This window comes from Colwellia sp. RE-S-Sl-9 (assembly GCF_048296855.1).
GTDB lineage: Bacteria > Pseudomonadota > Gammaproteobacteria > Enterobacterales > Alteromonadaceae > Pseudocolwellia.
Genome location: NZ_CP182631.1, coordinates 362,076 through 376,014 on the forward strand (window position 1 = coordinate 362,076; position 13,939 = coordinate 376,014).

The window sequence follows — 13,939 nt, forward strand, 5'->3', positions numbered from 1 at the left end:
CTACTCAGCATAAAATGCTGTGCGGCAGTAGTAAAGCTTTCTCATACTAAACTCACAGTATCCCATTGTACTGAAAACTCAAACACTATATGGTTAGCCCATTATTTTTTAAGGTAAATTAAATATGCGTCCAAGTCGTTTTAATGAAAATGAAGCCACTGAAATTAATTGGCGAGTAATTAAAATGTTACTTCCTTATATGATGGAGTTTAAAGCCAGAATAGCCCTAGCTTTACTGTGTTTAGTGTTAACTAAAGTCGCGAGTGTTTATTTACCTTTTATATTAAAAGATGTGGTTGATACATTAGATCAACAACAAGAAAACAATATTTACCTCGTACCATTTGGGCTAGTTGCTGCTTATGGCCTTGTTCGACTATCCATCGTTTTATTTGCAGAAATAAGAGATACTTTATTTGGCCGTGTAACTGAAAGAGCCATTAGACGCATTGGTTTAAAGGTATTTAAGCATTTACATGATCTTGATTTAGATTTTCATTTAAATCGTCAAACAGGGGGATTATCGCGAGATATTGATCGTGGTAATTCTGGTGTTAGTTTTTTAATGCGTTTTATGATCTTTAATATTATTCCCACCTTATTAGAAATCGTCATGGTTATTGGTATTTTATTTGTAAATTACGGAATATGGTTTGCTTTAATTACCGCAACTTCAATTACGCTTTATATCTTATATTCGGTAAAAGCTACTAACTGGCGTACTGAATTTATTAGAGAAGCCAACAAAGCAGACTCATCGAGTAACACTCGAGCAATAGATAGCCTGCTTAACTACGAAACTGTTAAATATTTTACTAACGAAGCCTACGAAGCTAAGGCATATGATCACCAGTTAGAAAATTGGGAAGAAGCTAAAAAGAAAAATCGTTTATCGCTCTTTGCTTTAAATGGTGGTCAAGCCATTATCATTTCAGTATCTATGACCGCAATGCTGGGGTTAGCGGCCTATCAGGTTACCTATGGGCACATGACTTTAGGTGACTTTGTTTTGATAAATGCATTTATGATGCAGTTGTTTATTCCTCTTAATTTTCTTGGCTTTATTTATCGAGAAGTTAAAGGATCTCTGGCGAATATTGAACATATGTTTGGCTTGTTATTAAAGTCACCCAAAGTGAAAGATAAAGATAACGCTACAGAGTTGGTTATTAATGGTGGCGAGGTTGAGTTTTCAAATGTGTCTTTCGCTTACGATGAAAAAAGACCCATTATAAAAAACATCTCGTTTTCAATAAAACCGGGTCAAAAAGTAGCGGTTGTAGGCGAAAGTGGCTCAGGTAAGTCAACCTTAGTTAAATTGTTATTTCGTTTTTATGATGTGAATCAGGGTGAAATAAAAATAGATAATCAGGCCGTTGACCAAGTTAGCCAACATTCATTAAGAAAAAATATTGGTATTGTGCCTCAAGATACTGTGTTGTTTAACGACACTTTATTTGAAAACATTAAATACGGTAATACCAATGCGACAGATGCCGAGGTTGCAAAAGCGATAGAGTTATCTCATTTATCAAGCTTTATCGCGTCGTTACCCGACGGAGATCAAACTAAAGTAGGAGAGCGCGGTTTAAAGCTTTCTGGTGGCGAAAAACAGCGTGTTGCTATTGCACGTACTATATTAAAAAATCCTGCTATTTTGGTGTTTGATGAAGCGACATCATCACTGGATAGTCATTCAGAGCAAGCTATTTTACGTGCTATTCAAACAGTAGCAAAAGGTCATACGAGTTTAGTGATTGCTCATCGTTTATCAACTATTGTAGATGCCGACAATATTATTGTGATGAACAAAGGTGAAATTGTGGAAGTGGGCGACCATCAAACCTTAATCGCTAAGAAAGAACATTATTACAATATGTGGCAATTACAACAATCTAGCTAATGTTAAGCCGAGTTCAGGTTAACTATTTAACTTTAATAAATATACGAATATAAAATGAATAAAGAACCCCGTGAAATATCACAAACACGACAATGGATAGAAGACATTATTGTTGGGCTTAACTTTTGTCCGTTTGCAAAAAAAGAACTGGTTAATGATACGATTTATTATTATTTATCTCATCATAAAAAGCTTAAATTAGCTCTAACAGAGCTTTTTGAGCAATGTCATTATTTACAACGTAATATTCAAATTGAAACAAGCTTAGTGATATTTGACAAAGGTTTTAAGTCGTTTGAGCAATATTTAGAACTTGTTGACTATGCTAACGAGCTGCTTATTGATTCAGAATATGATGGTGTATTTCAATTTGCGACTTTTCACCCTGATTATTATTTTGATGGCGTGGGCATTGACGATGCGGAAAATTACACTAATCGTTCGCCGTATCCTGTTATTCATATTTTAAGAGAAGAAAGCCTAACGCGAGTATTATCAACCTATAAAAATCCTGAAAATATTCCTGACAATAATATTGCTTTAGCACAAAAAAAAGGTCGAACGTATTTCGAGCAAGTACTTAAAAATATAAAACAATCATAATTTAATTTTAAACCGTTACAGCTTCTAAACGGTTCTAGCTGAAACATAAACTAATAATAGGTATACTGCGTGGCCCTAATATCGCAGTTAATAAATAGGTATTCTTTTTCGTGGAAAATAATAAATTAATCAATGTGGGTGGTAACGTTGAAAGTGCAGAGCAAGGCAAATATTCAATCGATATAAAATTGGTGTTACAAGAGGCTTGGAGCCTTACTCATAAATCGAGGCTTCCTATTATTGCCGGTGCGTTGATTTGTAGTGTTATAACATTGTTCATTGTATTTATTGCCAGTCAGTACCTAGGTGGCGTTGAAAACGCTTTAAAGGATATGCAGGCGCAGTACATTATTAATATTTTGGTTACTTTAGTTGTTTCGCCTTTTATTGCAGGAATAGAAATGATGGGCGTATTTCATGCTGTAGGATTAAAAACTCAGCCTAAATTAGTGTTTTCTTTTTTAAATAAAGGCGCTGTTATTGCTATATGCGCTTTACTTTCATCAACATTATCGTCATTGGGTTTTAATTTATTGATTTTACCTGGAATATTTTTATTGGTAACACTGTCTTTAACCGTACCTTTGGTGATTGAAAAAAATATGATGCCAATTAAAGCGATTATATTAAGTGTTAAATCATTACGTTTTCAGTTTTTTAAGTTATTAGCAATTTATGGCATTTTATTTATGGCTTTATTACTGTCTACTTTCCCTCTGCTATTATTATTTAAGTCTGGTTTTGAAATTATTGGTGTAGCATTTTTACTGTTTGCGCTTACTTATTTAGCTCCTCTTTTTTATAACACTAAAGGCATCTTGTATCGTGAAATTTTTGGTGTGCAACTCAATGCGTCTGAAGGCCCAACTCAAGGAGACAGTGGAAGTTTTTCCGCTTAACACTATATGGTAGGTCAAACGAATAGAGCTTTACATTATTTTAAAGTAGCAAGCTGTTGGTTGTTAATAGGGCTTTTTATCGTCGCATTAGTTGCTCCTTTTACTTTTATGAAACCACCTGTTGATACTCCAAGTAAAAAAACACCTGACGTAAAAGTTATACCGATTGAAAAACCGTTGCATAATGTAAAACTGCCTAAGTTTTCTAAAATTAAAGACGTTAAAGAAAAAAAACGTACATTCTTTGCTTTTATTAAACCCGTAGTGGAAAAACAAAATAATAAAATTCTTAGCCAAAGAAATAAGCTATTAGAAATAAAAGAACGTTATTTGAATGAATCAGTATTAACGAAAGCAGATAAAAGTTTTTTGGCTAAACTGAGTCTTAAATATAAAAGTAAAACGCAATTTGGAGTACTTGCACAAATAGATAAATTATTACTCAAAGTTGATATTGTGCCTATTCCTCTCGTTTTAGCGCAAGCTGCGAATGAATCTGCTTGGGGAACATCTCGTTTTGCTAGAATAGGTTTAAACTTTTTTGGTATGTGGTGTTTTGAAAAAGGTTGTGGAATGGTGCCAAGAAGTAGAAATGAAGGTGCTTTTCATGAAGTTGCTGCATTTAGTAGTGTAGAAGAAGCTATTACCAAGTATTTACATAACATTAATACTAATACCGCTTATAGCGTTTTTAGAACCATAAGAGGGCAGTTAAGACTACAAGAACTACCGTTAACTCCCGAAATATTAGCCACGGGTTTACTACCTTATTCTGAAAGAGGTACAGACTACGTGTTAGAAATTACCGATATGATCAGGCATAACCGAAAATATTTTTAACCTGTTATCGTATATACCCACACCACCTTAAGGTGCAGGATTCAGCTGCATATTGAGGTGGTATGGGTATACCTTCAATCATCTTCCGTAATTGTTCTATTTAAAAAGGCTCGATAATTAAATGCCATTTTTATATAGTCTGTACCGTCTAAGCATATAAGTCATTTGTGGATGCGAATTACATATGAGCTTTTCACGAGCGACAGATCACGTGCTTATCTTTAACACCAGAAAGCCTTAAAGCATTGAAGAATAAGTCATTTAACTAAAAATAATAGCAGGACTAACGTAGAGGTAGTGTTTATGGATGAATATTGGTTATTAAATGTATTAATTCAGATTTTTATTACTGTGATGATTATTTGGTTAGTTTTAAAGAGAGATAAAAAATCATTTATTGATAATGGTGATACTGTTGTGATTAGAAATACAATATTATCTAGAGTCTTTAACTTTGGAGTGAGAACGGTTAAAAAGTCAGATATCAATAAAGTTCAACTTGCAGGACGTTGTATAAGTATTTTTAATAACAGTAATAATGCTTATGATGTTTTTACTCATTCAGAATCACCCCAGAAGGTATTCAATCAAGCAAAAGCTATATTCACACATGCTGAGTTTATAGAAATAAATAGCTAAACAATCCACCGTAAAGAACCAAAACAGCTAGTCGTTGCTCGTGCGTTTTTCTTCATAGTCTGCCTAGCCTAACTTTTGTATGGGTCAGGATAGGCAGTTACACAGGCTTAATTTAAATAACCTCAGCTCGGGATAAGCAAAGTTACTCAACAAGCTATTTTTATGCCTAACTTCGTTGAATTTATTACTAATAGCTAGCTATTAGATAGAAAAATTCGCCTTGTTATACACACAAATATCAATGTTGAGAGACTAATATAACTTAGGAAAACAACGATACAGATTAAGGTTTTGATAAATAATAATTTTAATTCATTATCTAACATTCATTAACCCGAGTTGAGGTTAAATAGCCAGTTTTTATGGTTTTCCGTTGTTTATTTTTAGTAAATGTATTTGTTTAGCATTCAATTTTTTCCTACGGGTTTGCCAAGTAGCCCCACTCATTATTAATAGTAAAATACCCGCTAAGCTATAATAAATAGCGTTGTTTGGTTCAATGCTTTGCACGATTTGTTTTTCTAATTTTTGTCCGTTAACTTGTTGCTCTGCTTTTTCTACTTGGTTTTGCTGTTCAGCAAGCTGTTGGTTGTTCATTTCTTGCTGTAATTTTGCATTTGCTGCCATAGCTGCCATTGTTTTTGTTACTAAGGGAGCTAAACCAAAACCTTGCGCAAGTTCATTAACATGGGTTTTTACGGCATCATTTAGAATGACTAAGTCATTGTTATTAACCACAGCAATATATTGTTCAACCAGTTGTTTTAAACGTTCAGGATCTGCTTGCCAATAATCTTTACGTTCTGCTTCTAACATGCGCTCCATCATACGAGCAAAGGCAGCAGGGTTAATTTCTTTAAACCATTCATCGAGCTCTAAAGCTAATTTGTCATTAACATAAATGTCCATGTACTCATCCCATTGATCATTTCGTATCAAGTTAGGATCAACCACTTGCCAACCGAAAAAGTTATCCATTTTTGACGCTAATGACACGGCACCGGAATAACCTTCTTTTTGTAGCTCTTTTATCCAACGCGGGTGGAACATACGCGTGCGTAGCTCTTTAGCTAAAAATAAGTCGGCGTTTTCGGCTTTAGCATTTTTAGCGTCACGTAAATTTGCTACAACCATATCAGGGCTTTTACCATCAATATTACGAACGGCTAAACTGAGTGCTCCAAAGTATTCGAATGGATCATCGGTACTTAACATGCCAAATAGGTTTGACGAGCGTGCAAACATAGCAATGTCGGTACCTGATAATTGCTTGGCATAAAGTTGTACTTCTTTACCTTCGCTATTCGCGGCTTTTTGTCCCCATCGGCTGTTGTCGGCACCGAAGAAGTAACCCATTTTTCCAAGGTAGTTATCAGAGATTTTTTTGTCATTTTCCCAAGTGTCACTTGCCCAAACCGCATCATCAATACCTGTACCGTAATCTCCTGATTGATTGGAAAAAATACGTATAGTAGATAAATATTCGGCTTCTTTTTCTTCTACACCTTCAGCTAATAAATCGGCTTTTACTTTCTGGCTATTTTGCCAAACTGAGTTGTTGTCTTCTTTTATAGCTGCAACTTGATTGACGGCTTTTGCCAGCATTTGCATAACATTAGGAAATGCATCGCGATATAAACCTGTTGCAGATAATACAACGTCGATACGCGGTCGTTTTAATTCACTGTAGGGAATTATTTCAGTGCCAGTAACACGGCCGCTTGCACTCCATTTGGGTTTAACACCCATGGCATAAAGCACTTGAGACTCAAGTACGCCGTAGTGACGCATAGTTTCAATCGACCATAATGAAAAGGCCATTTTATCAGGGTAGGCTTTATGCTTTTGGTAGTAGTTGGCAATCATTTCTTCAACCAGTTCTTTACCTTGCTCGAAAGCTGCTTGGGTAGGAACCCGAGAAGGGTTAAAGCCAAATAGGTTATAACCTGTAGCCAATGATTCAGGATGTCGTATGGGATCACCACCTGATTTAACAGGGATATATTTAGCACTTAAAAAGTCAACCATAGCATCAAGCTCGTGGATACTTGCCATGCTTTGGTAAAGCTTTTTACCACGCTCAATATCAGCTTGTAGCTCAGTTGAAATTTCACTTAATGCTACTGGACGTTGCGCAGTTTGATCGTCAGCATCAATGATATAATTTTTTACGGTTAAATAACCTGACAAGCGGCTGATATCATTTTCTTGAGTTGTTTTAGTGTTGGTGATTTTATCGTTTTCAGAGTGTTGTTCGACGTTTTTCTCATTATGTTCGTCATGACTCTTTTCATGATAGGTATGGCTATGATCTGTGTTTTTATCTTCTTCATCGTCGTGGTGCTCACCGATTAAGCTTTCACTATAACTATCATGTTCAAATTCACTGGCCCGTTGTGTAAAGTCGTTACCTAGCATTTGTATTAAGGTTGAAATGGTAAGTGGCTGTTCAGGAATATAACCAAAGGTATGTAAACCTAATGGTTGATTTGCCGTTGCTAACGCCTCTAAGTGAATATGTAAGGCGTCAATAAACTCATCAAATGCTTGATCAATGCGTTCTTGTTCCCAGGCTAAGTCTTTACAAATATTGGTATCGAAACATAACTTAGTTAACTGAACGGCAGTTTTTTGCTTTACGCCACCTTGATCAAGCTGTTTATATTGATGCATTAATTCATGTAAATTACGTATTTCACCTTCTAAACCAGCAGCTGCGAATGGTGGTGTCATATGGGAAATAACTGTAGCGCGACCTCTGCGCTTGGTTTGCATTGCTTCGCCAACATCATCAACAATAAATGGGTAAACCACGGGCGTATCCCAAACCGCTAAATTACCTTGGTCATAAATTGATAAACCACGTTCTTTGCCACCTAAATACTCTTGTGAGCCGTGCGTACCTAAATGAACAATTGCGTCTGACTTCCAGTATTCTCGGGCATAATAATAAGCGGCTAGGTAAAAATGGTTAATAGGCACTAAACCTTGGTGATAAATCATGTTTTCGTCGTTCTTATTATCAGAACGAGGAGGCTGTCGCATGATCAACATATTACCGTTGCGAATGCGAGGTAGAATAAAAAAGTGTTTACCGCTTTTTTCTACGGCCATAAAGTTATCTTCTGGCTTGCCCCAATGATCGTTTATTGTTTGGGTTAACTCAGCGGGTAGGGCATTAAACCATGTTAAATAATCATCAATTGGCATTAACTCAGCTAAATCATTGTCTAACAATTCTGTTAACTGATAATCGCGGTAGAAAGGGTTGAGGATTTTTTTTGCGTTAGCTACAAAGTATTGCGCATCACGCTCTGCGGTTTTATAGCCTTCATTGGCTAAACGTTGGCTAATAGCTTCAATACTTTTAGGAATATTGAGAAAAGAGGCTCCTACGTCTTTGTCGCCCCAAACAAATAGGGTGAGTTTTTTATCTTTATTGGCTTTATATTTTAGATTAACGACATTAATCGCTTTGTTCACTAAATGCTCTAATTGGTAGTCGATAACTTCGATATTCTGGTCGCTCATGTTCCTCGCGGCTACGATCATAGGATCGATTACGCCGGCATTCTCTGGTAGCACTAAGGTAAATGACATCATATTGGCACTAACGCCTTGCATGTCATTTTCCCATGTTTCCTTATCGCCAGAATAGTAAGTCATCGCTTGCATGACAGGTACATTGAATTTTTCAAATTCGACTTTACGTTGGTTAGCCCAATGGATGTTACGAAAGTTAATGATCAAATCTACATCGGTTTGTTGGCCAATAACTTGACCATCCTTAGTCATTGGCAGTTGCAGTAAGTGGCTATAGTCGCTGGTAACAGGACTCAGTTTGAAAAAGAAGGGTACAACATAAGCACCTTTAGCTTCTAATTGGGCAATGGTGGCATCAATTAATTGCGTTTGCTCAGATTCAATCAGTGTTCGTTGTAATAGTATTGCTATTTTAGGTTGCTGAGGCTTTGCTGGACGGTGCTGTTTATATGTCGCTAAATCGTTAATGATTAAGCTCTCTAGCGCTGGATGGTAAATACCTTGCTGTGGAAAAATAATTGGAGTAGGCACGGTATTTTGTACTAAAGCATTGCCTTGGCCTGCTGATTTAATAATGTTTAGTGAGATATATGACAACATGTTATCGAGATTACGTCGGCCAGCATTCATCCAATAATCTTGTAAGGTGCTAGCACTATCAGCGTCTAAGCCTTTATTAAGGCTGGCGTTTTGTAAGTAGTTAAAAGCAACAATGTTAGTGTTTGTTTTAACTACTGCATTGTTATAACTATCAAAGGCCGCGCTGGCTTCTCGTACCGAAACCGCATCAAGAATAACTAAGTCATATTTATTGAATAGTGCAGCAAGGGCATCTGCTTGATTGGCAGTTTGTAATAATGATTTAGCTGATTTTTGCTGAATGTTCCATGTTGAGTTGGTTTTTTTATCGGCAACGGTTTTTAACAGCGTTATTTTGGCTGTGTTGGTATGAGCGGTACTGACAAAAAGTACACTATGGTTTGTGCTTTTGTTGCTAACACTATCTGTGACGGCATTACTAATAAAGCTAATGACGGAAAATAGTAAGATGGAAATTTTAATTAAAAGGTTTTTCATTGGATAATATCACTATTCTTTTACGTAAATCATGCTGCCGTCTGCCATTTCGTAAGCTGTACCGGCTTTTTTACCTGTACCTGCTCCCGTTGTTCCATCACTTTTGAAGCTTTCGATGGTATTGCCTTTTTTGACGATAATTTCCATATTCTCTTTGCCTTCGTTTTTAATGACAGTGACATCCTCAGCTAGGAAGGGATTTAATGGATTTTGTGCGATGGCGATGAGTAAAGCGGCAACGAGCACTAAAAACACATCAACTAAATTAACTACTGATAGCGCAGGGTTAATACCTTCGTCTTCATCAAGCAACCTCATAGTTTTTCTCCACGGCTTGTACAGGTAAGGTGAGTGCTGGTTGGTTAATTTCTGGCGCTTGGTTGTTGATCAGCGGCATTAAGGCCACAAGTTCTTCAACCATCCAGCGTTTTTTCACTGAAGCTATCCAAAAGGTAATTGACGCGATAATCAAACCAAAAATAACTGCAGAGAAAGCTACAATCAGATTTTCACTAATGCCTTGTATATTGCCATCGGCTAAGCTTTTTAATGCAGGCCCCATTGGGATCATAGTAGCGATTAAGCCTAACATTGGCGCAAGTCGGCTAACGTTACGTACACCTTCTAGCTCTTTCAGTGCTGCAACATCAAGTTGATCTTGGCTGATTGTAGGTACTTCATTGGCTAAGCTTGCCATTGGATAACCGTTTAGCGTTAGTTCAGGATTTTTGCCTAAATTATCGTTAAGTAATTGGATAAATGCTTGATAGTGACGACGGCGTTGTATTGTTTGGCTGAAAAACTGTCCGGTAGCAAATAGTGAATAAACAAAAAGTAAAGCGATAAGACAGAGTACTGGTGCCATAAAAAAATCTGACAGCTGGTACATGGTTTGTTCGATTAGATCGATCATAATAATTTCCTAGCGGTATTAAGATAAATTCATTAAGGGTGAGTCAGTGACTCAAGGCACAGAATGTGTGCCTTGAGTATGAGGTTTACAGGTTGGTTTTAATTACTTGCTTCGCCAGCAAGTTCATTGACTTCATCAGCTCTAAAACTGATGTTGCCAGAAATTCCATCGGCATCGTAATAGCTTGTTAATTGAAACTTATGGACGGTTGTTGGTGTTTTAATTAAGTAAACATCAAATTGTGACCATAATAAGTGACCACCATTTAGGGCATATTGATACCAAGGTGTGTTGTCAAAAGCCTTGATGGTGTGGCTATTTTCTTGAAAGTCGTAGAATGAAACGGCTGTTGGGTCAATGGCATTGTAGTTGTTGTCAAAGTCTTGTATCGCTTGAGCATCATCGGCAATATTGATGGTGAAATCAGCAGAGACTTTATCGGTAGCACAGGGCAAGTTAATGTCCCAATCATCGGCGTTGGTAACTTCTTGGTTCGTATCAAAATCTACATAAACATGGGTTACATCACCCGAACAAGTTAACGCTGCATCGATAACCAGTTCTTGTTCTGCTGCGAAGGCTGCATCACTGCTACCTTGGTAAGCTGTTTGTAACGTGAATTGACCAATACCTATGCCAGCGGTGACAATGTCAGTTACTCTAAACTTAGTGAATGCGTCATCTGAATTTACAATAAAGTAATGGTTTTGTGCTGCCGTGACCACATGTGTAGTGGTATTGTAATCGTAAAAACCTTCAATAATGTTTGATGTAACATCACCAATAAATTGAGTGTCATCTGTAGGAATATCAATGGCTTTAACGGCTAAGTAGTCATCTAATTCAGTGTCTGCGTTTGCAGCAATAAAGCTGGCAGCAATTGCACTGCCATCAGCGTTAAAAAATTCGCTGTTATTACCTGTTGCATAAGCTTTGACTGTATTTTCACTATGTTGATTTAAGTAAATGCCGCTGCGCTTAAAGGCCATATCCCATACTGAATTGGTTGCTGCTTGCTCTTCGGTGAGCTCAAGAACGGCTTTAGTTTCTAAATCGTAATAAACAAAGATCGGTTCGCTAACACTACCTGTGCTATGTGGGCCACTGATCGCACCTTGCTCTGGTGCAGTAGGTGCAGGAGTTGGTGTAGGTTCTGGAGTAGTTTCTTTACTTGAGTCACTTCCACCGCCACAAGCGGTTAGTAAAACACACAGTGCTAAGCTGCTTAATTTAAATGTATGGCTGATGTTTGCGTTAAATGTCATGTGATTATCCTAGAGTTTATTAAAATTGGTAACTAATGCCAGCACTGATGGTGCGGCTACTAACAGGTCTTGCATCAAATAGATTTTGATTATTTGTCGACGGGCTTTTATGCTCGTCAAAAATGTTGTCAACACGAATGCGCCAAGATAATTGCGTGGTTAATGCTTGATTTAATAGCGCATTAACGGTGGTGAATTCATTGTTTTCTACAGCTTGATAGCTATCGGGTACGGCTTCACCGGCTTGGTAAACGGCATAGGCAATAAATTCGATATCGTAGGCATCTATGTCGTAATTTATGTTGAATTTTATTTGATGGCGCGGGCGAGAAAGTAAGCGCTGATTTTTTTCATCTTCACTAGTTAAGTAACTGTAATTTAACTGCATCTTCCATTGGTTAAAGGTTAATTGACTGCTGATATCGATACCGTGTATTTTGGCTTTGTTAATATTTTGATATTGGTATATTGATAAGCTACTTTCTTCTGAAAGCTTAGGATCTATAATCGAGTCGATAAGATCGTCTGTTTTTGAATAATGCACACTAATATCACTGCGCAGGTCAACTGTGTTATCGGCAATACTGGTATTAAAGGTTAAACTTGAACTCATTGAATTGGCTGTTTCTGGTTTAAGGTTTTTATTACCTAAAACCATGTAGCCAAGAGCGCTGTGATCAAAAATATAGAAACGTTCTTTTAAGTTAGGTACGCGATAACTTTGACCAATGCCTGCACGCCATTGCAGGCTGCTTTTACCGAATGTAAAGTTTTTCATTGTGCTCAGGCGTAGGGCGTTATGCCAGCCAAAATCTGAATCGTATTGGCTGCGTATTCCTGCGAGTATTTGATCGTTGGATTTGCTCCAGTTGCCTTGAGCAAAAATTTCTACACTTTCTCGACTTTCATTGTCTATTTCAATAACACCGTCAGCAGGCTTATATTGATCTAGCTGGTCAGCATGAATCACACCGCCGGTAACTATTTCTATATGGTGTAACTGAAAAACTTTTTGAGCGTTAATTTCAGATAACTTGATACTCGAGTCTCGAATACTGTTTGACTGGCCACTCGTTTCTTGATGATTAATATATCTGGCGTTGATCTGCCATGGAGTTTTTGGGCTTGCAGCACTTTTTAAACCTAGCTCTATTTGTTGCTGGGTTACATCTGTTTGGTAATAAATTATCTGACTTTGTCCAGGTATTGCAGAGGTGTCACGTAGTTTCTTATCACTGAGCCATTGATACTTAGCACTTGTCGCTAAGTTGTTATGGGTTTTACTGGTGCTTAAGGTGATGAATTTTTTTTCTACGCTAGCGGCGTCTTGACTCACAGTTGTATTGTCATAGTCAAAACCCTGATCGTCGATAAGTAGCGCATTAAGTTGTGTACGCCAACCAGAGAAGTTATCAACCGCATTCATTTTAATGGTGTGGTTAAGATCACCATTTTTGATGGCATTCCCCTGATACTGGCTAACGTCGTAATCAAGTGCAAGTGTAGGTTGGTTTGTTTTCTGGGTAATAATGTTTATCACACCTCCCATGGCCGAACTACCGTACATCACCGACGCTGCACCGCGAATAACTTCTATTTGAGCTATGTTATTAGCGGGTACTTGGTCTAAATCGGCTGATGAACCGGTTGGGCTAACAATAGGTTGACCATCAATTAAGACTAAAACATGGTCACCATCGAATCCTTGCATTTGAATGTTATAGCCGTCTTTAGCGCTGCGCTTTACCACAACACCCGGAATATAATTTAGTGCTTGTGCTAAGGTGCCGTTACTAACCTTTGCAAGAGTTTCACCATCAATAACATCTACTAAAACAGGTGAGTTACTTAATAGTTTGGCTGTTCGTGTTCCTGTTATAACAATGTGTTCTGCACCTTCGGGCTTTGATGATGCTTGAATAGGGGGACTTATGGCTAACATAAATACCAGAGTTGATATGCTATTTTTTATATACATTTTACATTTTTACGTAGTGCGAATGAGATCGATTCGCATTATCATTCTAAAGTTAGGTTATTGCAACCCATTTTCAGAAAATAACTTACTTAAAAACTACCTAACCTGAATTTTGGTTTGATATTTTGATGTGTTTGAGAGGGGATGTTTTTTATAAGGCGTTTATAGAATGGGCTAAGGTAAGTTACGAGGTGAAAACTTACCTAACGTAATATAATACTTAATCTGAACTCGGTTTAATCTGTTATTAATGAATTGAAGTATACCCGTTACTACTCA

The 13,939-nt window shown here is 37.2% G+C and carries 10 protein-coding genes; 5 read left to right on the top strand and 5 right to left on the bottom strand.

Going from position 1 to position 13,939, the window contains the following annotated elements; genetic code table 11:
- Window positions 1-124 precede the first annotated feature (124 nt).
- The 5 genes from ACM9HF_RS01525 to ACM9HF_RS01545 all read left to right on the top strand — a co-directional run bounded on the left by ACM9HF_RS01525 (window position 125) and on the right by ACM9HF_RS01545 (window position 4,884).
- Entirely contained in the window at window positions 125-1,903 is a 1,779-nt protein-coding gene (locus tag ACM9HF_RS01525; RefSeq protein WP_473613957.1) for an ABCB family ABC transporter ATP-binding protein/permease, read from the top strand.
- Between the two features lie 54 nt (window positions 1,904-1,957).
- Window positions 1,958-2,506 (top strand): DUF1415 domain-containing protein, encoded by a 549-nt coding sequence (locus ACM9HF_RS01530; RefSeq protein WP_473613958.1) that lies wholly within the window; start codon window positions 1,958-1,960, stop codon window positions 2,504-2,506.
- A gap of 110 nt (window positions 2,507-2,616) precedes the next feature.
- Entirely contained in the window at window positions 2,617-3,405 is a 789-nt protein-coding gene (locus tag ACM9HF_RS01535) for a hypothetical protein (protein ID WP_473613959.1), read from the top strand.
- Between the two features lie 6 nt (window positions 3,406-3,411).
- Window positions 3,412-4,245 carry a glucosaminidase domain-containing protein gene (locus ACM9HF_RS01540; protein WP_473613960.1) on the top strand — a complete coding sequence of 278 codons (834 nt, stop codon included), beginning with the start codon at window positions 3,412-3,414 and terminating at the stop codon, window positions 4,243-4,245.
- Between the two features lie 303 nt (window positions 4,246-4,548).
- Window positions 4,549-4,884, top strand: coding sequence for a hypothetical protein (locus tag ACM9HF_RS01545; protein WP_473613961.1), 336 nt, complete (start codon window positions 4,549-4,551; stop codon window positions 4,882-4,884).
- Window positions 4,885-5,244: 360 nt separating this feature from the next.
- Here the strand turns inward: ACM9HF_RS01545 and ACM9HF_RS01550 are convergent, their stop codons facing one another.
- From ACM9HF_RS01550 to ACM9HF_RS01570, 5 genes are all read right to left on the bottom strand, one after another.
- Window positions 5,245-9,504: a cobaltochelatase subunit CobN gene (locus ACM9HF_RS01550; protein WP_473613962.1), complete on the bottom strand. Its 4,260-nt coding sequence runs from the start codon at window positions 9,502-9,504 to the stop codon at window positions 5,245-5,247.
- A gap of 12 nt (window positions 9,505-9,516) precedes the next feature.
- Window positions 9,517-9,822: a DUF2149 domain-containing protein gene (locus ACM9HF_RS01555; protein WP_473613963.1), complete on the bottom strand. Its 306-nt coding sequence runs from the start codon at window positions 9,820-9,822 to the stop codon at window positions 9,517-9,519.
- Window positions 9,809-10,417: a MotA/TolQ/ExbB proton channel family protein gene (locus tag ACM9HF_RS01560; protein ID WP_473613964.1), complete on the bottom strand. Its 609-nt coding sequence runs from the start codon at window positions 10,415-10,417 to the stop codon at window positions 9,809-9,811. The genes ACM9HF_RS01555 and ACM9HF_RS01560 overlap by 14 nt, the downstream gene beginning before the upstream one ends.
- Window positions 10,418-10,515: 98 nt before the next feature.
- Window positions 10,516-11,682: an HmuY family protein gene (locus ACM9HF_RS01565; RefSeq protein ID WP_473613965.1), complete on the bottom strand. Its 1,167-nt coding sequence runs from the start codon at window positions 11,680-11,682 to the stop codon at window positions 10,516-10,518.
- Window positions 11,683-11,701: 19 nt separating this feature from the next.
- Window positions 11,702-13,624 carry a TonB-dependent receptor plug domain-containing protein gene (locus ACM9HF_RS01570; protein WP_473613966.1) on the bottom strand — a complete coding sequence of 641 codons (1,923 nt, stop codon included), beginning with the start codon at window positions 13,622-13,624 and terminating at the stop codon, window positions 11,702-11,704.
- Between the last annotated feature and the right edge of the window lie 315 nt (window positions 13,625-13,939).

Coding starts and splice junctions, on each gene's coding strand:
- ACM9HF_RS01540 (WP_473613960.1), top strand. CDS start 3,412: ATGGTAGGTCAAACGAATAGAGCTTTACATTATTTTAAAGTAGCAAGC.
- ACM9HF_RS01570 (WP_473613966.1), bottom strand. CDS start 13,624: ATGTTAGCCATAAGTCCCCCTATTCAAGCATCATCAAAGCCCGAAGGT.
- ACM9HF_RS01560 (WP_473613964.1), bottom strand. CDS start 10,417: ATGATCGATCTAATCGAACAAACCATGTACCAGCTGTCAGATTTTTTT.
- ACM9HF_RS01525 (WP_473613957.1), top strand. CDS start 125: ATGCGTCCAAGTCGTTTTAATGAAAATGAAGCCACTGAAATTAATTGG.
- ACM9HF_RS01550 (WP_473613962.1), bottom strand. CDS start 9,504: ATGAAAAACCTTTTAATTAAAATTTCCATCTTACTATTTTCCGTCATT.
- ACM9HF_RS01565 (WP_473613965.1), bottom strand. CDS start 11,682: ATGACATTTAACGCAAACATCAGCCATACATTTAAATTAAGCAGCTTA.
- ACM9HF_RS01530 (WP_473613958.1), top strand. CDS start 1,958: ATGAATAAAGAACCCCGTGAAATATCACAAACACGACAATGGATAGAA.
- ACM9HF_RS01545 (WP_473613961.1), top strand. CDS start 4,549: ATGGATGAATATTGGTTATTAAATGTATTAATTCAGATTTTTATTACT.
- ACM9HF_RS01555 (WP_473613963.1), bottom strand. CDS start 9,822: ATGAGGTTGCTTGATGAAGACGAAGGTATTAACCCTGCGCTATCAGTA.